The organism is Clostridium chauvoei (assembly GCF_002327185.1).
Lineage (GTDB): Bacteria > Bacillota > Clostridia > Clostridiales > Clostridiaceae > Clostridium > Clostridium chauvoei.
Map to the genome: position 1 here is coordinate 2,432,821 of NZ_CP018624.1, position 21,487 is coordinate 2,454,307.

Here is a 21,487-nt window from a genome sequence, read left to right on the forward strand (position 1 = left end):
TTTATTTTAATTTTTTTACTATCTCTTTAAATTTATTTCCTCTTATTGCAAAGTTAGGGAACATATCAAATGATGCACAAGCTGGTGATAGTGTTACTACATCTCCTGTAGTTGCAATATTTCTAGCTTCATTTACTGCATCTTCTAATGAATCAACTATTTTAATTGGAATACATATATTTTTATCTTTCATAACTTTATCAAAAGCTTCCTTTATCATACTTTTAGTTGCTCCTAATAAAATTAATTCTTTTATATATGGATATCCCTTTTCTGCTAATGGTTCAAAAGGAATATGTTTATCATATCCTCCTGCTATTAATATTACTTTTTTTTCAAATGCAAAAAGACCTGCTAATGTTCTAGTTGGGCTTGATGCTATAGAATCATTATAATATTTAACACCTTCTAATTCTCTAACTAATTCACATCTATGCTCTACCCCATTAAATGTTTCTGCAACTTTTTTCATGGTTTCAATCTTCACATCATCTTTAGTTGCTATAAATGCTGCTAAATAATTTTCAACATTATGCATTCCCTTTATCACAATGTTTTCTTTTTTACATACTTCTTTACCTTGTAAATACAGAATACCATCTTGATAATATGCACCATCTTTTAATATTCTTTTAGAGCTAAATTCTCTTACTTCACCTTTAGCTTCCTTTTCAAATCCATATGTTATTTCATTTTCTCTATTTACTACTAAAACATTGTCTTTGTTTTGATATAAAAATATATTCTTCTTAGAGTCAATATATTCTTGCATATCTTTATGCATATCAAGGTGATTTGGAGCTAAATTTGTTGTTATAGCAACATCTATAGGTGAATCCATAGTCATCAATTGGAAACTTGATAATTCTAATACTACCATATCACTTGATTCTATTTCTTCTATTTGTGAGAATAAAGGCGTACCTATATTTCCACCAACCCACGTTTTATAACCTTCTGCTTCTAAAATTTTAGAAACTATTGTTGTTGTTGTTGTTTTTCCATCGCTACCTGTTAACCCATATATTTTGCCTTTGCAATATATAACAAACTCTTCCATTTCTGATGTTATATATGCTCCTTCATTTTTCACTTTAAGTAAAGCATCGCAATCTATTCTCATAGATGGTGTTTTAAATACAACATCAAAACCTGTTAATTTATCTAAATAATTTTCTCCTAATTCTAATTTTATACCCTTTTCTTTAAATCCGTTAACAACTTCTCCCAATTGGTCCTCGGTCTTCTTATCAAAAGCTGTAACAGTAGCTCCTAGTTTAAATAAAAAATTAATAAGAGGAATATTACTTACACCTATACCTACAACGGCAACATTCTTTCCATTTATAAACTCTTTAAATTCTTTAAAGTCTTTTTTCATATACTTTCCTCCAAAAAAACTATCTATTCCATTATTATATTAACTCTATTTAAGTCTGTCCCAATTCTTTCTAATTATAACATTTAAATTAATTAAATACAAAAATCAAAGAAATTTTATCAAGTTTTTCTTATACTTTTAATCTTTAACACTATTGGTTTTATATATACAATTATTTATATTTATTCTTGATATAACTACTAATTCGTCAACTTATCCAAAAATAAAAATAGCCCGGGAAATAATTCCCAAGCTATTAATTAATTAAATTAAAATTCTAAGCTTTTTGAAATAAATGCATCTAACTCTTCTATCTTTACTCTTTCTTGTTGCATTGTATCTCTATTTCTTATAGTAACAGCATTATCTTCTAAAGTTTCAAAATCAATTGTTATACAGTATGGTGTACCAATTTCATCTTGTCTTCTATATCTCTTACCGATACTTCCTGCATCATCATATTCTAAGTTGAACTTCTTGCTTAAATCTCCATATACTTCTAAAGCCTTTTCTGAAAGCTTCTTTGAAAGTGGTAATATAGCAGCTTTATATGGTGCTAATGCTGGATGTATATGCATTACTGTTCTTGTATCTCCACCTTCTAATTCTTCCTCATCGTAAGCATCAACTAAGAATGCTAATGCAACTCTATCTGCTCCTAATGATGGTTCTATAACATATGGTATATATTTTTCCTTGTTTGTTGGATCTAAGTAGCTCATATCTTGACCTGAATGTTCTTGATGCTTATTTAAATCATAGTCAGTTCTATCAGCTATTCCCCAAAGTTCTCCCCAACCAAATGGGAATAGATATTCTATATCTGATGTTGCATTTGAATAGAATGATAATTCTTCTTGAGCATGATCTCTCATTCTTAAGTTTTCTTTGTTAACTCCTAGATTTAATAGGAAGCTCCAACAGTAATCCTTCCAATATCCAAACCACTCTAAATCTGTTCCTGGTTTACAGAAGAATTCTAATTCCATTTGTTCAAACTCTCTTGTTCTGAAAGTGAAGTTACCTGGTGTAATTTCATTTCTGAAAGATTTACCTATTTGTGCTATACCGAATGGTACTTTCTTTCTTGAACTTCTTTGAACTGATTTGAAGTTTACAAATATACCTTGTGCTGTTTCAGGTCTTAAGTATATTTCGTTTTTAGCATCTTCTGTAACACCTTGGAAAGTTTTAAACATTAAATTAAACTTTCTAATATCTGTATAGTTCATTTTTCCGCACTTTGGACAAACTATATTATTTTTTTCTATATATTCTCTTAGTTGTTCATTACTCCAACCATCAGCTGATGCTACTTCTACTCCACTTTCAGTCATATGGTCTTCAACTAATTTATCTGCTCTAAATCTAGCCTTACATTCTTTACAATCCATTAATGGATCTGAGAAGCCACCAATATGTCCTGATGCTACCCAAACTTCCTTATTCATTAATATAGCGCAATCTACACCTACATTATATGGACTTTCTTGAACGAATTTTTTCCACCATGCTTTTTTAACATTATTTTTAAATTCTACTCCTAGTGGACCGTAATCCCATGAGTTTGCTAATCCACCATAAATATCTGACCCTGGGAATATGAATCCTCTATTTTTGCAAAGTGCAACGATTTTATCCATAGTCTTTTCTACTGCCATTTTCATACCTCCAATATTTTAATGTAAAATAAAAAGGCCTTATAAACCTAAAGGGACGAAATTTTCTTCCGCGGTTCCACCCTTCTTGGCTATAGCCCATCTTTCTAAATCAATACATTCAAAAGCGCCATTCATTTTAATTTAATAACGATTTTCAGCAACCATCGTCTCTCTAAAATTAAATTTAAAATTACTCTTCTTTATCATCATGTAATATTCACTTATACATCAATTTTATCAAAAGAGTTTTATATGTCAAGTAAAACAATACTATAAATATAAATCTTATCTCTTTTTTGTTTTTTAAATATAAAAAAGACTTTTATAACAATAGACTATATCTACTCTTATAAAAGCCTTTAGATAAAAAAATGGCTCCGCGAAGAGGATTCGAACCTCCAACCTATCGGTTAACAGCCGAGTGCTCCACCGTTGAGCTATCGCGGAATATTTTTTATATAAACATGTTAAATTTAAATGGCTCCGCGAAGAGGATTCGAACCTCCAACCTATCGGTTAACAGCCGAGTGCTCCACCGTTGAGCTATCGCGGAATATTTTTATATTAACATGTTAAATCAAATGGCTCCGCTAAGAGGATTCGAACCTCCAACCTATCGGTTAACAGCCGAGTGCTCCACCGTTGAGCTATCGCGGAATATTGATTACATTAGATATTATATCATGTTTTTTTAATATGACAACCCCTTTTATAAAAAAAAGTAAAAAAACTTTTATTTTTCACATTTAAATCATTTTATCCACAGTTTTTAAGAAAAAAATCTATTTTAATGTTAATAACTTTTAACATATTCACACCAATTTATTTAATCTTTTAACTATCTATATAAAAAAAAGAGCAAGAAAACTTGCCCTTTATTTAAATAGAATTATTTATTTGATTGTGGCTTCATTGTTGGGAACATGATGACATCTCTTATTGATGCTGAATCAGTTAAGAACATTATCATTCTATCTATTCCTATTCCTAATCCGCCTGTTGGTGGCATACCTGTTTCTAAAGCACTCATAAACTCTTCATCGATCATGTATGCTTCATCATCACCTAATTCTCTTTCTTTTTCTTGTTGGTTAAATCTTTCTCTTTGAACTATAGGATCATTTAATTCTGAGTAAGCATTACATACTTCTCTACCAAATACAAATCCTTCAAATCTTTCTGTAAACTCAGCATTATCTCTCTTTTTCTTAGTTAAAGGTGAGATTTCTACTGGGTAATCACATATAAATGTTGGTTGTATCATCTTTTCTTCTGCATATTCTTCGAATAGCATATTTAATACTTCACCTTTAGTTACGTATTTAAGTTCTTTTTTGAACTCTAAGTGCTTTTCTTTAGCTATAGCTTGAGCTTCTTCATTTGATTTTATTGCATTAAAATCTACGCCTGCGTATTCTTTTACAGCATCAACCATAGTTATTCTTCTCCAAGGAGGTGTAAAATCTATTTCTGTTCCTTGGTAATTAACTTTAGTTGTACCATTTACTTTTTCGCAAACATATGCAACCATATTTTCTGTTATTTCCATCATATCATTGTAATCTGAAAATGCTTGATACAATTCTATCATAGTAAATTCTGGGTTATGTCTTACTGACATACCTTCATTTCTGAATGTTCTTCCAAGATCATAAACCTTTTCTAATCCAGCTACTATACATCTCTTTAAATATAATTCTGGAGCAATTCTTAGATACATATCTATATCTAATGTATTATGATGAGTAACAAAAGGTCTAGCAGATGCTCCACCAGCTATTGGTGATAATATTGGTGTTTCAACTTCTATAAATCCTTTATTATCTAAGAATTCTCTTATTCCTTTTATTATTCTAGCTCTTTTTATAAAAGTATCTTTAACTTCTGGGTTTGTAATTATATCTACTTCTCTTTGTCTATATCTTAAATCTGGATCTTTTAATCCATGCCACTTTTCTGGTAACGGTTTTAATGATTTACATATTAATTCAAAACTCTTAACCTTAACAGATACTTCACCTGTTCTTGTTTTAAACACTTCTCCTGTTGCAGAAACCCAGTCTCCTAAGTCATAAGTCTTATATGACTTTAAAGCCTCTTCTCCAACTTCATCTATCTTGATAAATAATTGTATTCTACCATCTCTATCATGGATATCTGAAAATACAACTTTACCTTGACCTCTTTTAGACATAATTCTTCCAGCTACAGTTACTACTGTACCTTCTAAAGTTTCAAAACTATTTTTAACTTCTTCTGAAGAGTGGGTTCTTTCAACCTTATAAACGTCAAATGGATCCTTACCTTCATTTTGTAACTCTACTAGTTTTTCTCTTCTTAATGCTTCTTGTTCACTAAACTGAGATTCTAGCTCTTGTATATTCATTTCCTCAGTTGACATTAAATATCCCTCCGTTAATCTCTTCTAATTCCAAGTACTTCAAATTTATTTACTCCGCTTGGAACTGATACTTCTATTATTTCACCAACTTTTTTGCCCATTAAAGCACTTCCAACTGGTGATTCATTTGATATTTTAAAATTCATAGGATCTGCTTCTGCTGAACCTACTATTGAATATTCTACTTCTTCATCGAACTCATAATCTTTAACTTTAACTATTGATCCTACTGATACCTTATCAGTTGGTATTTCTGACTCATCAACAACAGAAGCATTTTTTAACATATTCTCTAATTGAATAATTCTTCCTTCTGTAAATGCTTGCTCATTTTTAGCTTCATCATATTCTGAGTTTTCGCTTAAATCCCCATACCCTAATGCTACTTTTATCTTTTCTGTTATTTCTTTTCTCTTAACTGTTTTTAGGAACTCTAATTCATCTTCTAACTTTTTAACACCTTCATAAGTCATCAAGAATTTTTTTGATTCGCTCATTTCTTTCTCCCCTTCAAACTAATTACTACTTTTATATTGTAATACCTAACACTAGGTCTGATATTCTTTGAACATTTAAAATATTATAAATCAGTAAGTTTAATATGTCAACAAAGTTAATGTCATCCATATACAAGATTAAGTTTAGTGACTTATATATGTATTAACCGTTTAGACTATATTTATTCAAATATTTATACTTTAATACCTAAATATTTTACTTTAACAGTTCTTCCTTATATTGTTTTAAAAAATCAATAACCTTAGAACTTTCCTCAATAGTATTCATAATATTTCTTACTTCACTACTTCTTGGCAATCCTTTTATATACCATGATGCATGCTTTCTCATCTCTCTTACAGCTTTATAATCTCCATCATATTTTATTGCCAATTCATAATGTCTAAGACACATATCTATTTTATCTATATCGCTTATCTCTAATAATTCTTCACCTTTAAGCTTTCTTTGAACCTGCTTAAATATCCATGGATTTCCCATACTTCCTCTTGCTATCATTATTCCATCACAATTTGTGATTTTTTTCATATCAAGAGCATCATCGGGTGTAAAGACATCTCCATTTCCAATGACAGGAATATTTACTGCTTGTTTAACTTTAGCAATTATATCCCAATCTGCTTTACCTTCATACATTTGTTTTTTGGTTCTTCCATGAACAGCAATAGCATCTGCACCTGCATTTTCTAATGCTTTTGCAAATTCAACTGCATTAACACTTTCTTCATCCCATCCTTTTCTAAACTTCACTGTAACAGGCTTTGTTGAAACCTTTTTAATATCTTCAACAATTTTTGCTGCAAGTTTAGGATCTTTCATAAGTGCAGATCCTTCACCATTCTTAGTGATTTTAGGAGCAGGACACCCCATATTTATATCTAATATACAAATATCTTCTCTATCATTAAAATATTTTTGTACTACCTCTGCCATTATTTTAGGGTCATTCCCAAAAATTTGAGCTGCTACAGGTTTTTCTTCATCAGCTATTCTTAGTAAAGTTTTAGTATTTTCACTTCCATAATATAAAGCTTTAGCACTTACCATCTCTGTGTATACTAATCCACAACCCATTTCTTTACATAATCCTCTGAAGGATATATCTGTAACGCCTGCCATAGGTGCTAGAAAAACATTATTTTCAAATTCTAGGTTTTTTATTTTCATACTATACTACTCCTTATTTTTTTCGTATATTATTCTTAACCCCTCTAATGTTAAACTAGAATCAACTTTATCAATAACATTTGTTTCATTAGCTATTAGATTAGCTAATCCCCCTGTTGCTATTACAAAAGGCTCTTCTGACCCAAGCTCCATCATTTCTTTTTTAGTCTTTTTAACTATATATTCAACCTGGCCTATATAACCATAAATTATTCCAGCTTGCATACTTGAAATTGTATTTTTACATATTATATTTTCAGGCACTTCTAACTCTACTCTTGGTAGCTTTGCGGCTCTATCGAATAAAGCATCTGATGATATTTTCACACCAGGTACAATACATCCTCCTAAATAATTTGCTGATTTAGTTACAGCACAAAAGGTAGTTGCTGTACCAAAATCAATTATTATCATATCTCTTTTGTAAATTTCATGAGCAGCTACTGCATTTACTATTCTATCTGCTCCAACTTCTTTTGGATTATCATATTTTATATTTATGCCTGTTTTAATTCCAGGGCCTACAATTAATGGATTAATCCCAAAGCATTTTTTAATCATATTTTCCAAAGAGTGCATTATATTAGGAACCACAGATGATATAATTATACCCTTTACTTCCTTTGGATTAAGTTCACTTTGCGTAAACAATTGCATCACTTGAATCCCAAATTCATCAGAAGTCTTTTTTGAATCTGTAGAAATTCTCCAACTCATAACATTTTCCTTGTCTTTGTATACCCCTAAGACTATATTTGTATTCCCTACATCCAGCAATAAAACCATAAAAGCACCATCCTTAATACAATTAAAAGCAGCCCTAAAGCTGCCTTTATTTTAAGTATTGTAATCCTTAAAATTTAATAATTTAATTTTAACAATTACAGAGTATTTGTCAAGCGTTGTAAATTGTAGAAATTAAAATAATCCTACAATTTCTCCGTTATCTAAAATATCCATTCTATTGGCTGCTGGTATCTTAGGTAACCCTGGCATAGTCATTACATTCCCATTTAATGCAACTATAAATCCAGCTCCATTTGACACTCTTATTTCTCTTACAGTAATTTCAAAATTTTCTGGTCTACCTAAAAGATTTGCATTATCTGAAAGTGAATATTGGGTTTTTGCCATACAAATTGGTAATTTATCTAATCCAAACTTTTCAAGTTCTAGTATTTGCTTTTTAGCTTCTGGCGTAAATTTAACCCCATTAGCTCCATAAATCTCTCTTGCTATTATATTTATTTTATTTTCTATTGTTTCTTTTTCACTATATATTGGTGCAAAACATGATTTTTCATTCTCTAATACGCTAGTAACTATATTTCCTAACTCTATTCCACCTTCTCCACCTTTTGCCCATACATCTGATAAAGCAACTTTTACATTTAGTTTTCCACAGAATTCTTTTATAAATTCAATTTCTTCCACACTATCTGTTAAAAATCTGTTTATAGCTACAACTACTGGTACATTATATTTTTTAATATTTTCTATTTGCTTTTCTAAATTTACTATTCCCACTCTTAAAGCTTCTACATTAGGCTTATTTAATTCGTCTCTACAAACTCCACCATGATGCTTTAAAGCTCTTATAGTAGCCACTACTACTACACAGTCTGGATTTAATTCTCCGTACCTACACTTTATATCTAAAAACTTCTCTGCTCCTAGGTCTGCACCAAATCCTGCTTCTGTAATAACTATATCGCCTAGTTTTAAAGCCATTTTTGTAGCTATTATAGAATTACATCCATGAGCTATGTTAGCAAATGGTCCTCCATGTATTATCGCAGGAGTATTCTCTAATGTTTGAACTAAATTAGGTTTTATAGCCTCCTTCATTAATAACGCCATTGCCCCTTGAACTTCTAACTGCTTAGCATATACTGGATTGCCATCTAAATCATATGCTATTAATATATTCCCCATTCTTTCTTTAAGATCTTTTAAGCTATTTGCTAAACATAGTATCGCCATTATTTCTGATGCTACAGTTATCATAAAGCCATCTTCTCTTAAAAATCCATTTATTTTTCCACCCATTCCAACAACTATATTTCTAAGAGCTCTATCATTCATATCCATAACTCTTTTAAAGATAATTCTTCTTGAATCTATTCTTAATAAATTCCCTTGATGAATATGATTATCTATAGACGCTGCCAATAAATTATTAGCAGAAGTTATTGCATGCATATCTCCTGTAAAATGTAGATTTATATCCTCCATTGGAACTACTTGAGAATATCCACCACCTGCAGCACCCCCTTTAATTCCAAATACAGGTCCTAATGATGGTTCTCTTAAAGCTATTACTGCATTTTTACCCATTTTGCATAACGCTTGCCCTAAACCAACAGTAACTGTAGATTTACCTTCACCTGCTGGAGTTGGATTTATTGCCGTTACTAAAACTAACTTCCCATCTTCTTTATCCCTATTCTGTTCTAATATATCTAAAGATAACTTACATTTATATTTGCCATATTGCTCTATATTATCTTCGTTTAGATTTAACTTTTCAGCAATCTTTACTATATGCTCCATATTAGCCTCTTGAGCTATTTGAATATCACTTTTCATAAATAACTAACCTCCCAATAACTTTTAAATTATAACTTATTATATCATCAATAAACCTTTAATTAAACACTTTGTTCGAATATTATTTTAATTTTAATTATTAATGTTCGTATATTTTAAATATAACCCCGCTTTTATATGTTATTTTAAAACATAATTCGTTAATTAAAAATTAATAATACTTACGCCTTATCTATTAATTACCTAGCCTTATCTATTAATTACCTATATATAAAAAATAAAATGCGAGATAATAAACCTATTATCTCGCATTAATAATTATTATAACAAATTAATTGGCATCGAATATTCTTTCGAATTCTTCTCCATCAATTTTTTCTTTTTCTAATAGAGTTTCTGCTACAGCATGTAATTTACTCATATTTTCACTTAGAAGCTTTTCAGCTTTACTGTATGCTTCATCAATGAATGATTTAACTTCTTTGTCTATTTCTGAGCCAACTTGTTCACTAAAGTTTCTTCCTCTTCCAAGATCTCTTCCAAGGAATACCTCGTTATTATCTGTTCCATAAGAAATAGTTCCTAGCTTATCACTCATTCCATATTCCATAACCATAGCTCTTGCTATTGCACTAGCTCTATCTATATCATTCTTAGCTCCTGTACTTATATCTGATAGAACTAACTTTTCAGCTACTCTACCACCTAAAAGTCCAACCATATCATCTTTTAGTTTTGCTTTTGATGTATATGATCTATCTTCTCTTGGTAAGTTCATAGTGTATCCACCAGCCATACCTCTTGGAATTATACTTATTTCATGTACTGGATCTGAATGTTCTAAGAATTTCATAACAACTGCATGACCAGCTTCATGGAAAGCTGTTAACTTTCTGTCATGTTCGCTAATAGTTCTACTCTTCTTTTCTGGTCCTGCTATTACTCTTGTAATAGCTTCTTCAAATTCATTCATTCCTATTTGTTTCTTATCTTTTCTAACAGCTAAAAGAGCTGCTTCATTAGCTAAGTTTTCTAAATCTGCTCCACTAAATCCTGGTGTTCTTTTAGCTAATACAGATAAATCAACATCTTCTTCTAAAGGTTTTTCTTTAGTATGAACCTCTAAAACTTCTTTTCTTCCTCTTACATCTGGAGCTCCAACAACAATTTGTCTATCAAATCTACCTGGTCTTAAAAGAGCAGGGTCTAATATATCTGGTCTATTTGTTGCTGCAATCATTATTATTCCTTCATTTGCTCCAAAACCGTCCATTTCAACTAGCAATTGATTTAAAGTTTGTTCTCTTTCATCATGACCACCACCAAGACCAGCGCCTCTTTGTCTACCAACAGCATCTATTTCATCAATAAATATTAATGATGGTGCACTTTTCTTTGCTTGCTCAAATAAATCTCTAACTCTTGATGCACCTACACCAACAAACATTTCAACAAAATCAGATCCTGATATACTATAAAACGGAACTCCTGCTTCTCCAGCAATAGCCTTAGCTAATAAAGTTTTACCAGTTCCCGGAGGTCCTACTAAAAGAACTCCTTTAGGTATTCTAGCTCCCATTTCTACGTATCTTGAAGGTTGTTTTAAGAAATCAACAATTTCTTCTAACTCTTGTTTTTCTTCATCTGCTCCCGCAACATCTTTAAATGTTACCTTCTTAGCGTCAGGTGATAGTACTTTAGCTCTACTTTTACCAAAGCTCATTACACCTCGACCGCCGCCTCCACCTTGGGATTGTTGCGACATCATAAAGAATGCTACTATCATTACTACCACTAGCATTATAGTAGGAATTATACTAATCCACATACCACTATTAGATGGTTGCTTAAACTCAACTTTAATATTATCTTTTGGATTTTGTGTCATTAAGATTTCTAACATATCACTTGGTGCATATGTTAAAAACTGCTTTCCATCTCTTAGTTTTCCACTAATAATCATTTTATCCTGTTGTACCGTCAAACTATCTATTTTGTCATTTACCCATTTTTGTTGAAATTCACTATATGCAATTTGGTCTGACATACTTCCATTATTCCACAGAAATGTAGCTGCTAAAAAAAGTAGAAGTATTGCAAATATCCATACAGTTGCACTTGAATATTTTTTCATTCAAGGCCCCCCTCTCTTATAGTATTTTATTTTTATCAATTGCTATTTTTGTCTTTGATAAACTTCCTCTTTCAATATTCCTATAAAAGGTAAGTTTCTATACTTTTCTGCATAATCTATCCCATATCCTACTATAAATTCATCTGGGACTTCAAAACCACAATACTTAACCTCTATTTGAACCTTTCTTCTTGCTGGCTTATTTAATAGTGTTAGTATTTCTATGCTATTTGCTTTTCTAGCTTTTAAATATTTAAGAAGATAATCAAGTGTAACTCCACTATCTATTATATCTTCAACTATAATTACATCCTTACCTTCAATTCCATGATCTAAATCTTTTAAAATTCTAACTACTCCTGAAGACTCTGTTGAGGTTCCATAACTTGATACTGCCATAAAATCAATAGAACATGGAATAGTTATGTTTTTTATAAGACTTGATGTAACTATTACAGATCCTTTTAATATTCCTACTACCAATAAATCCTTTCCCTTGTAATCCTCATTAATTCTTGATGCAAGTTCTTTGATTTTTTCTGTTATTTCTTGTTCTGTTAATAATACTTTTTTGATATCTTCTACCATTTGCTTATTCCTTTCTAGAAAAAGTAATTTTTATAATATTTTTAGTTTCTTTGGTTATTTTAAAATTCTCAGAAACCTTATACCCCACTACCCATGCTATGTCATTATCAAAACATACTATGGGTACATTTAATCTTTCTTCCCTTGGAATCTTTAGGTTTATAAATATATCTTTTAACTTTTTACTACCTTTCATTCCAAGAGGTCTAATTTTGTCTCCATCTTTTCTAGTCCTAATACATAGTCCTTCTTTTATATTATCATAATCAAAATATTTTATTAAGACATTATCGGAAAATTCTATATTATTTTTATTAGTTACTACTTGAAATTTAACATTATATTTACCAAAGGTAATTTCTTTACTATCAATCTTATCTTTTGACAAACATACTTGATTATATTCATTCTTTTCTACTTTTAAACGCTTTTTCAAATAAATATTTCCATATATATTCTCTGCAAAGATTTCGTTAGGTAAATCTATTTTTTTATTTGTCCCTATTTTAGCAAGTTCTATAACTTCGTAAATATGCTTCATCTCAAAATTAGTATGTTTTTTAGAATATTTTATAAATGCACTTTTTATTACTCTAGTAATTATAGAATCTTCTAATTCAAATAATTTTTTTGATATAATAAGATTTTCATTTTCTTCAAAGCAATATTCTTTATATACTTTATTTGCTGTCTTTTCAATAAATTCATTATCTTTTTGAAGGAGACTTGCCATTCTATTTATAGTGTCAATAATATCCTCATTAAAATTTTTCTTCATATATGGTAATATATCTAATCTTATTTTATTTCTACTATAAACTTTTTCTAAATTGCTCTTATCAATCCTAGGATTTAATTTGTTTAAATCACAATATCTTTCTATTTCTTGTCTTTTAAGGCATAATATAGGTCTTATTATATCTTGACCTCTTTGTGCTCTTATTCCACAAAGACCTTCTAAACCAGCACCTCTCATCATTCTCATAATCACAGTTTCTGCTTGATCATTAGCATTATGAGCTATAGCAATCTTATTATATCCTTTTTCCATCTTAACTTTATCGAAAAACTTATATCGCTCTTCTCTTCCTGCCATTTCATGAGATATACCTTTTTCTTTAGATATTTTATCTATATCTATTCTTTCTATATAACAAGGTATCTTTAACTCTTCACAAGTTTTTTTCACATATTCCTCATCTGCTAAAGCATCTTGCCCTCTTAACATATGATTAACATGTGCAGCTCCTATATCTAAATTCATTTCATCTTTTAATGAATTTAAAATATGCAACAAACATATAGAATCTGGCCCACCTGATAAAGCTACTAATATCTTATCTTCTTTATTAAGTAATTTATTATCTCTTATAAAGTGTTTTACCCTATCTATCAATTGTATGCTCCTAAGTATAAATATTTTAATATATAATATAATACCCTTTACAGCTATTAATGTAAATATTTATAAAAATATTATATTTTTTATAAATAAAAGAGATGAGATTTAATGGTACAATCCTAAATCTCATCTCCATACCTTTAAATTAATACACTGAATATATTTTTGATACTAATACCGTCATATCATCTTTAATTTTCCCACCACTTAAGGATTTAGATTTTTCTAATATATCCCTTGATAGTGCCTCTGGATTAGTATCTGCATATTCAAGATATTCTTTTAACCAGTCATAATTACCAATATCACTTTTATCTACATCTAAAACGCCATCACTTATACTAATAATAATATCTCCATGTTTTAACTTTTTCTTTTCAGTACTAATATCTACATTATCCAAAACTCCAAATGGTAAACTTTCAGAGTTTATAATTTGTACATCATTAGCTCTCTTTATAAAACTTACAACTCCACCAACTTTCATAAAATCAGCTTCACCAGTATATAAATCTATAACATTTAAATCTAAAGTAGTAAACTTTTCATCCTCACTAAACTTCATTCCCATAATTGAATTTACAGTATTTATTGCAGTTCTATCACTAAATCCTGCTTCTATAAATTTTTCTATCAAATCTACAGCTACCTTGCTTTCTATCCCTGCTTCTGGACCAGACCCCATTCCATCACTTACAATTGTTAAATAAGTTCCATCATCATTTTTCCCATAACTGTAACTATCTCCTGCAAACTTTTCTCCATCTTTAATTTCTGTTGCTACATATGATAAAACATGATATTTAGGAGTTTCTTCTACTATTATGGAACATTCATCAGTATCTGGATTTATTCTACATCCATCTCCTCCTATTGATACAGGAATCTTTACTAATGAATTTATAATTGGTAACACCTTCTTTGAACAATAATTTGCACCTTCACAATTTGAAAGAGTTACCTTTATTTTCAACCTACCTCTTCTATCTAAATAACAAAATACATCTTTATAATCTACATTACTCTTATTTAATGATTTCCTTAAAATTCTATCTATATCTGTACATACAGAAATATCCTTATTAAAGTCTCTTACAATATCCCCCATTGTCATAGCCATATTATTTATATGATTTGAAATTAAATTTCTACCTTCTGATAACCTTGTTTTCAAAGCCTCATTAACAACATAATTATTTATAATTTCTTGTGAACTTCTAAGTAATGCTGCTTTTTTTACACATCTCTTTTCTAAATCTGTTGGAAATTTCACATCATTAGCTTCACAACTACTTATAAGTTCAGAAAAAGAATTAAATGTATTGTGAAGATTTCTATCCCAACATCGTCCTTTCATTTCACAATTACAACAAACCCTATCTGCTAAACTCTCAACCATTGCAGTTCCTTTATTATTTAATAGCAACCTATCATTTTCAGCTAAATTAGATATTGATGTTGATAAATTTCCAAGCACACCCTTTAAAGCTTCTAATCTATCTACAAACTCACCTTTAATTCCTTGTAAATGGATGTCATTTATAATTTCAACTTTCTTATCTTGATTTACTTCCTTTATAGCTTTATTTAAAATACTCTTAGGAAATAAAATTAATATCATTCCTGCTAGCACCGCTTCTATAGCTCCATATATTGCAAAAGTTTCTGAATACATTGTTATAATAAAATATATTACTACATAGGATATAGCTGAAAAAAATCTTCCAGTATCTTTAAATACCCCAACAATAAGTCCACATATACTATAAAGACTTATTAATAAAATAATATTATCAGTAGTTATACCTACTATAAACCCCATAGTAACTCCAACAGCCGCTCCAAGGCCTGCTCCACTTATATAAGCTATAAATATTATTGAAGATAAAGCAACTATATTTCTTACCGATACTCCAAAAATACTTACTCCTCCGATTCCAGCTACTAATAAACAAATCAATATTCCTATACTTATCAACTCTTCTGTAGAAAATATATAATTTGTTTTAAGCTCTTCGGTGCAATTTAATGCATATCGTAAAATATAATATATCGGAGCTATAGATGCTACCTTAATTAGTGAAAATGTAAGATTTACACCTACAGGTTGTTTACTAACTAATAGGCTATAAAAGAAAAATACGCAAAATATCAATACAAAAGCTATTTTATCTTTGTGTTGATATTTTAATATATCTTTCATTTTAGAATATGCGAATATTAACACTGCTGATATTATGTACATCCATACATTATCTAAAGTTTTATATATAGATACATATCCTATAATTGTTCCTATTAATGTTAATATAGAATTCTTTTTATTCTCTTTAAGGCTTGTCCCTAAAAGATAAGCTAACCCAAAAGGTGCTATCCCTACACCTGGAATTACAGCTAACATGACTCTACTTAATAACAATGCCATACAACCTGAGATAATAGATTTAATAGGTGTGTCCTGTAACCGTATTTCCCTTCTACTTTTTTTGTTATCTACTCTTTTAAACTCTGATATATCTACCCCATATTGCATGTATCTCTCTCCTTTTTCCATAAAATGTATATTTATTATAGCATTATGTTAGATAGATATATGTCATTTGTTGGTTTACGATATATTTTTCGTAGGACACTTTTCCCTTTTATTCCCATTTATACTTTCTTTTTATTTATTTCTCTAATCAATACTTTTTATTAAAATAACCCTTATATATCAAGACTTATTTCCATTTTTAGTAAATTAAACTCAACTTACTAACTATTTATTTTTTATTTATTTATTTATATTTTTTGTCACTATTAATTCTATTGTGAAGAAATATGAATAACACTTTTAATCATATCTCAAATTTTGATGAATAATTTATTTTAAAAACAAAAAAGATCTAAGTTTAAAACTTAGATCTTGGTGCTGAAGACCGGAATCGAACCGGTACGGTATCGCTACCGCAGGATTTTAAGTCCTGTGCGTCTGCCTGTTCCGCCACTTCAGCGTATATGGTAGCGGAAATAGGACTTGAACCTACGACACCTCGGGTATGAACCGAGTGCTCTAGCCAGCTGAGCTATTCCGCCATTTTATGGTTGCGGGGGCAGGACTTGAACCTACGACCTTCGGGTTATGAGCCCGACGAGCTGCCAACTGCTCCACCCCGCGATATTATAAGCTAAATTCAACTTGGTGCTGAAGACCGGAATCGAACCGGTACGGTATCGCTACCGCAGGATTTTAAGTCCTGTGCGTCTGCCTGTTCCGCCACTTCAGCATATATGGTAGCGGAAATAGGACTTGAACCTACGACACCTCGGGTATGAACCGAGTGCTCTAGCCAGCTGAGCTATTCCGCCATCTTATGGTTGCGGGGGCAGGACTTGAACCTACGACCTTCGGGTTATGAGCCCGACGAGCTGCCAACTGCTCCACCCCGCGATATTTAAGTTGAATTTAGCTTGGTGCTGAAGACCGGAATCGAACCGGTACGGTATCGCTACCGCAGGATTTTAAGTCCTGTGCGTCTGCCTGTTCCGCCACTTCAGCATGTTTTGTTTGCCGCCCCTTGACGACAAAATTAATTATATAGCATGTTCTTTATACTGTCAACATTTTTTTCATATTTTTTTTATTTTATTATGTAAATAATAGAATCCCCCTATAATTCAAGGGATACATCATTTTTTAATACTTATAGAAAACTATAAATAACAAAAACCTTAGTTTAAATCTAAGGTTTTTATGTAAATTTATATATTAACTTTAAAATGATGTCCTAAGTATAGATCTTAAAATCCTTTTCTGCTACTCTTGCTTTTAAAATCTTGGTTCTTTTTAACATCTTGCATTCTTTCTTCGCTATCCTTTAAGAATTTTGACATTATATCTTCAAAATTCCCTGAATTGCTATTACCACTACTCTTTTTGTTTTCTAATTCCCAATCTATTTCAGCTGGTTTATATGATTTTTTTTGGACATTAGCTTGTTTTATTGATAAGCTAATCTTACCATTATCATCTATTGATATTACCTTTACCTTAACTTTATCTTGTTCTTTAAGATGTTGTCTAATATCTTTTACAAAAGAATCTGCTACCTCTGAAATATGAACTAAACCTGTTTTTCCTTCTATCTCTACAAAAGCTCCAAAATTTGTGATATTAACCACTGTACCTTCTAATATCTTTCCTGCCATCAAGGTCATGTTACAAAGATTCCTCCTTAAAATTAAATAATATATGTTATTATAATAATAACCTATTGTGATACTTTTAAAACATATTCTCTAATTTTGCTTTTGGGAATTTACAACCTTCTCGCCTTCTTTGACCATTCCTAGTCTTTCTCTAGCTAGCTTTTCAAGATATTCTTTATCTGTTTCAGCCTTTTTTAGCTTAACTTCAAGTTTATTATTCTTTTCTTTAAGTTCTTCTAATTGTTGCTGACTAGTATCGATATCTTTTCTGATTCTATTCATTGTAATTTCCTGTCTAATATAACTAAATATAAAAACTGCAAAAAGTAAAATTATAATTAGGTTCTTAAGAGTTAATCGCTTTTTCATAGATATTAACCTCTTCTAAAATATATTCTATAATATATTTTAAACACTCTACATATTTTATTCAAGTTATTTTTTATGTTATTTAATTAAAGTTACTTCTTACCAGATATGCTTGAATATATAAGTTTTATAGGATATATAATATTTTTAAAGGTTATTCTAATAATTTTACTACATGATCGTATTAACTTCTTCTCTATTCTAAATATTATAGGGCTTATAAACCTTAAATATATTATCAAAGTTAATATCATAAAAACATATACATAAGGCCCTAAAAAAGCATAATTAGTATATAACAAGAAAGTAAATATTATTAAAGCTGCTAAACACCAAAATAAAATATCTTCTATTACTACTATTACTTTAGGTACTTTAGCTCCTCTCATAATCTTATAAAGGTCAAATATTATACCTGTAAGCACTCCTGCTAATATAGCATAAACTACTATATCAAACTGTACATTTATTGGTAACGGCATTTTCTATTTACCTAAATAATCTTTTTATTATATTTTCTTTTTCTTTTTTAACTTCCTTGCCACTATAAATCATTGATGATATATGTCCAATAATTATTACATCACCATTTTGCACATCTAATTTATTCATTTTTAACTCTTCGCCCCTAATAGTTAATGAACCTAATGTAGTATTTAGTAATATCTTTTCATCATCAAAGCTTATTACTTCTTCAACCCCTGTTAGTGTTAATTTTTTTCTATTTTCTAGAGTTATGTTACCTCTTGCATCCTCTATTTTATTTTCCCCTTTTTTTTCCATAGCCTCTCCTCCATATATTCTTTAATAAAAATATATGACAGTAATGCTAATTTTATTCTTTATCTTCTTCGCCTTCTAAAATCTCATACATCTCTTTTGCATTTTCTTTTCTTACATGTTCTGCAATATTTATTATTCTAGCTTTTAATTTTCTATTTGCAAATTCTATTTCTATTATATCGCCTTCTTTTATAACAGTTGATGGCTTTGCTATTTTATCATTAATTGAAACTCTACCACCTTCACATGCTTCTTTGGCTACAGTTCTTCTTTTTATTATTCTTGAAACTTTTAAATACTTGTCTAATCTCATGTAATTGCACTCCTTTTAATATTGCTAAAAGAACCCGAGATTTCTCGGGTTCCTATATAACTACTTATTAACTTTTTCTTTAAATTCTTTTCCAGCTTTAAATACTGGCACTGTTGATGCTGGTATGTTTATAGTTTCTTTTGTTCTTGGATTTCTTCCTTCTCTAGCTGCTCTTTCTCTAGTTTCAAAAGTTCCGAAACCAACTAGTTGAACTTTTTCTCCATTTTCTAATGCTTCTTCAACGCTTTCTATGAATGCTTTTAAAGCTAATTCTGCATCCTTTTTTGTTAATTTACTTTTTTCTGACATGCTAGTGATTAATTCTGCTTTATTCACAATTACATCCTCCTTAAATAACCAGTTATATATTTAGTAGTTAACTTTTTTCTCTTTTTAAAAATATGTACTTAACTACATTATCTTATTATATAGCCTCTTTTACTTGTAGTCTATAGAATTATCAATATTTTGTTATTAAAGCTATTTATTACAATAATTCGCCAGTACCCTAATTTAATATAATATATTCTTCATATAAGTCAAAATTCCTTCTTAGAATATTTTATTTTATTGTTTCTCGACTTTTTTAGCTTTATTCCACAATTTATCCATTTCTTGTAATGTCATATCCTTTAGGTTTTTATTTGAATTATTTGCAGCTTCTTCTATAAAGGAAAATCTTCTTATAAATTTCTCTATCGTTTTGTTAAGTGCTTCTTCTTCATTTACATTTAATAATCTTGCCACATTAACGCAAGCAAATAACAAGTCTCCTACCTCTTCTGTTATTTTTTCCTTATTTCCCGTTTTATATACATCTAAAACTTCTTTTAGTTCTTCTTCCACCTTTAAAGATGCCTCTTTAGCATTATCCCAATCAAACCCTACTTTAGCTGCCTTCTTTTGAACTTTATTAGCTCTTGTAAGGGCTGGTAGACTTTTTGCTATAGCTTCTAACTCTTCAGTTAAAGTTTCAAGATTTTTCTCTTTCTTTTTAAGCTCTTCCCAGCTTTCTAGTACGTCTTCACTTTTAATTGAAATTTTATCCCCAAATACATGCGGATGTCTATATACCATTTTATTTGATATCGCTTCTATTATGTCTGACATATTAAAATATCCATCATCTTTTCCTATAGCTGCATGGAATACTACATGTAATAAGATATCTCCTAATTCTTCAATCATACCATCAATATCGTCATTATTAATAGCATCTACAACTTCATATGCCTCTTCAATCAATTGATTTTTTATACTATCATGAGTTTGCTCTATATCCCACGGACAGCCATCTTCACCTCTTAAAGTATCTATTATATCAATAAAATCATTTATATCTTTTTTATTATTTAAATCTTTTGGAATATATATAGATGTTAAATAATCTATGTCTTCTTGCATATCTAATTCATACATAAGAATCTTTCTTATACTTTCTTCACCTTTTATTCCTGCTGCTCTTACGTAGTAAATTTCTGTATCATCATTGTAGTAATCTAACAATTGTAATTTTACTTCTGATGCTATAAATTGATTATAAACTTGAGTTATTATTGTTCCTATTCTTTTATCTAGTATTTGATTTTTCATATCAAACGCATCTATAATTTTAAGACCTTCTATTGGATCTATTTTTAAACTATCCATCATTGCGTCTACAAAACTAACTGCTGGAACTAGCTTATACTCAATATTATTTTCCTCGCATAAATTAATTAAATTAACTACTGATTTTTCTGCTACTAGCGGATGTCCAGGAACAGCATATACTAAATCGCCCTTTTCTTTATATACATTAATAACATCTGTTGCTATGTTAGCATAAACTTCATCAAAGCTATCGCATTCTTCATAAAAATGATCGTATGTTTTAAATTTGTTTATTTTATCTTTCAGATAATCTACAGTTGGATGTTTTTCAGTTCTAAAGTATAAATTTTCACTTTTTTCTAAGACATCTACCGCTCCTATTGTCAAAGCCTCTGGTGCACCTGGTCCTAATCCTACTATTTTTATCATCAGCTTCTC

General features: G+C 29.9%; 18 protein-coding genes, 10 tRNA genes and 1 other annotated feature. All 28 genes read right to left on the reverse strand.

Translation table 11 applies throughout. From position 1 onward, the window contains the following. Position 1: 1 nt before the first annotated feature. The 28 genes from murD to yabN all read right to left on the reverse strand — a co-directional run bounded on the left by murD (position 2) and on the right by yabN (position 21,478). The gene (gene murD / locus BTM21_RS11485) at positions 2-1,381 is read right to left on the reverse strand and encodes a UDP-N-acetylmuramoyl-L-alanine--D-glutamate ligase (protein ID WP_021876791.1); all 1,380 of its coding nucleotides are present in this window, start codon (positions 1,379-1,381) and stop codon (positions 2-4) included. Positions 1,382-1,650: 269 nt separating this feature from the next. Then, positions 1,651-3,042: a glycine--tRNA ligase gene (locus BTM21_RS11490; protein WP_079481034.1), complete on the reverse strand. Its 1,392-nt coding sequence runs from the start codon at positions 3,040-3,042 to the stop codon at positions 1,651-1,653. Between the two features lie 48 nt (positions 3,043-3,090). Beyond that, positions 3,091-3,258 (reverse strand) — a binding site (T-box leader). A gap of 156 nt (positions 3,259-3,414) precedes the next feature. Continuing rightward, positions 3,415-3,489: transfer RNA gene (locus BTM21_RS11495), tRNA-Asn, on the reverse strand. 31 nt (positions 3,490-3,520) lie between these two features. After that, a tRNA-Asn gene (locus tag BTM21_RS11500) sits at positions 3,521-3,595 on the reverse strand. Between the two features lie 29 nt (positions 3,596-3,624). Beyond that, positions 3,625-3,699: transfer RNA gene (locus BTM21_RS11505), tRNA-Asn, on the reverse strand. Between the two features lie 232 nt (positions 3,700-3,931). Further along, complete coding sequence (gene lysS, locus BTM21_RS11510; protein ID WP_021876789.1) at positions 3,932-5,443, reverse strand: lysine--tRNA ligase; 1,512 nt, start codon at positions 5,441-5,443, stop codon at positions 3,932-3,934. A 14-nt stretch (positions 5,444-5,457) separates the two neighbouring features. Beyond that, entirely contained in the window at positions 5,458-5,940 is a 483-nt protein-coding gene (greA, locus tag BTM21_RS11515; protein ID WP_079481033.1) for a transcription elongation factor GreA, read from the reverse strand. A gap of 217 nt (positions 5,941-6,157) precedes the next feature. Beyond that, on the reverse strand, positions 6,158-7,129 hold the full coding sequence (dusB, locus tag BTM21_RS11520; RefSeq protein ID WP_021876787.1) for a tRNA dihydrouridine synthase DusB: 972 nt from the start codon (positions 7,127-7,129) through the stop codon (positions 6,158-6,160). A 6-nt stretch (positions 7,130-7,135) separates the two neighbouring features. Next, positions 7,136-7,915 carry a type III pantothenate kinase gene (locus BTM21_RS11525; RefSeq protein ID WP_079481032.1) on the reverse strand — a complete coding sequence of 260 codons (780 nt, stop codon included), beginning with the start codon at positions 7,913-7,915 and terminating at the stop codon, positions 7,136-7,138. A gap of 132 nt (positions 7,916-8,047) precedes the next feature. Continuing rightward, positions 8,048-9,718, reverse strand: coding sequence for a formate--tetrahydrofolate ligase (locus BTM21_RS11530; RefSeq protein ID WP_021876785.1), 1,671 nt, complete (start codon positions 9,716-9,718; stop codon positions 8,048-8,050). A gap of 292 nt (positions 9,719-10,010) precedes the next feature. Then, entirely contained in the window at positions 10,011-11,813 is a 1,803-nt protein-coding gene (ftsH, locus tag BTM21_RS11535; RefSeq protein WP_021876784.1) for an ATP-dependent zinc metalloprotease FtsH, read from the reverse strand. 42 nt (positions 11,814-11,855) lie between these two features. Beyond that, positions 11,856-12,401: a hypoxanthine phosphoribosyltransferase gene (gene hpt, locus BTM21_RS11540; RefSeq protein ID WP_021876783.1), complete on the reverse strand. Its 546-nt coding sequence runs from the start codon at positions 12,399-12,401 to the stop codon at positions 11,856-11,858. A gap of 4 nt (positions 12,402-12,405) precedes the next feature. After that, positions 12,406-13,797, reverse strand: coding sequence for a tRNA lysidine(34) synthetase TilS (gene tilS, locus BTM21_RS11545; protein ID WP_021876782.1), 1,392 nt, complete (start codon positions 13,795-13,797; stop codon positions 12,406-12,408). A gap of 151 nt (positions 13,798-13,948) precedes the next feature. Continuing rightward, positions 13,949-16,336, reverse strand: a complete 2,388-nt coding sequence (spoIIE, locus tag BTM21_RS11550; RefSeq protein ID WP_079481031.1) for a stage II sporulation protein E — start codon at positions 16,334-16,336, stop codon at positions 13,949-13,951. A 373-nt stretch (positions 16,337-16,709) separates the two neighbouring features. After that, positions 16,710-16,796: transfer RNA gene (locus tag BTM21_RS11555), tRNA-Leu, on the reverse strand. A 5-nt stretch (positions 16,797-16,801) separates the two neighbouring features. Next, positions 16,802-16,878: transfer RNA gene (locus tag BTM21_RS11560), tRNA-Met, on the reverse strand. A 6-nt stretch (positions 16,879-16,884) separates the two neighbouring features. Next, positions 16,885-16,960 (reverse strand) — tRNA-Met (locus tag BTM21_RS11565). Between the two features lie 22 nt (positions 16,961-16,982). Continuing rightward, positions 16,983-17,069, reverse strand: a tRNA-Leu gene (locus BTM21_RS11570). A 5-nt stretch (positions 17,070-17,074) separates the two neighbouring features. Beyond that, a tRNA-Met gene (locus BTM21_RS11575) sits at positions 17,075-17,151 on the reverse strand. Between the two features lie 6 nt (positions 17,152-17,157). Next, positions 17,158-17,233: transfer RNA gene (locus BTM21_RS11580), tRNA-Met, on the reverse strand. A gap of 21 nt (positions 17,234-17,254) precedes the next feature. After that, positions 17,255-17,341: transfer RNA gene (locus BTM21_RS11585), tRNA-Leu, on the reverse strand. A gap of 242 nt (positions 17,342-17,583) precedes the next feature. Beyond that, complete coding sequence (locus tag BTM21_RS11590; RefSeq protein ID WP_079481030.1) at positions 17,584-18,000, reverse strand: S1 domain-containing RNA-binding protein; 417 nt, start codon at positions 17,998-18,000, stop codon at positions 17,584-17,586. Between the two features lie 81 nt (positions 18,001-18,081). After that, positions 18,082-18,360: an FtsB family cell division protein gene (locus BTM21_RS11595; protein ID WP_079481029.1), complete on the reverse strand. Its 279-nt coding sequence runs from the start codon at positions 18,358-18,360 to the stop codon at positions 18,082-18,084. Between the two features lie 92 nt (positions 18,361-18,452). Continuing rightward, positions 18,453-18,842: a spore cortex biosynthesis protein YabQ gene (yabQ, locus tag BTM21_RS11600; protein WP_079481028.1), complete on the reverse strand. Its 390-nt coding sequence runs from the start codon at positions 18,840-18,842 to the stop codon at positions 18,453-18,455. 7 nt (positions 18,843-18,849) lie between these two features. After that, on the reverse strand, positions 18,850-19,143 hold the full coding sequence (yabP, locus tag BTM21_RS11605; protein WP_021876778.1) for a sporulation protein YabP: 294 nt from the start codon (positions 19,141-19,143) through the stop codon (positions 18,850-18,852). Positions 19,144-19,195: 52 nt separating this feature from the next. Continuing rightward, on the reverse strand, positions 19,196-19,456 hold the full coding sequence (locus BTM21_RS11610) for an RNA-binding S4 domain-containing protein (RefSeq protein ID WP_021876777.1): 261 nt from the start codon (positions 19,454-19,456) through the stop codon (positions 19,196-19,198). A 60-nt stretch (positions 19,457-19,516) separates the two neighbouring features. Continuing rightward, positions 19,517-19,792 carry an HU family DNA-binding protein gene (locus BTM21_RS11615; protein WP_079481027.1) on the reverse strand — a complete coding sequence of 92 codons (276 nt, stop codon included), beginning with the start codon at positions 19,790-19,792 and terminating at the stop codon, positions 19,517-19,519. Between the two features lie 231 nt (positions 19,793-20,023). After that, positions 20,024-21,478, reverse strand: coding sequence for a bifunctional methyltransferase/pyrophosphohydrolase YabN (gene yabN / locus BTM21_RS11620; RefSeq protein WP_021876775.1), 1,455 nt, complete (start codon positions 21,476-21,478; stop codon positions 20,024-20,026). Positions 21,479-21,487 lie beyond the last annotated feature (9 nt).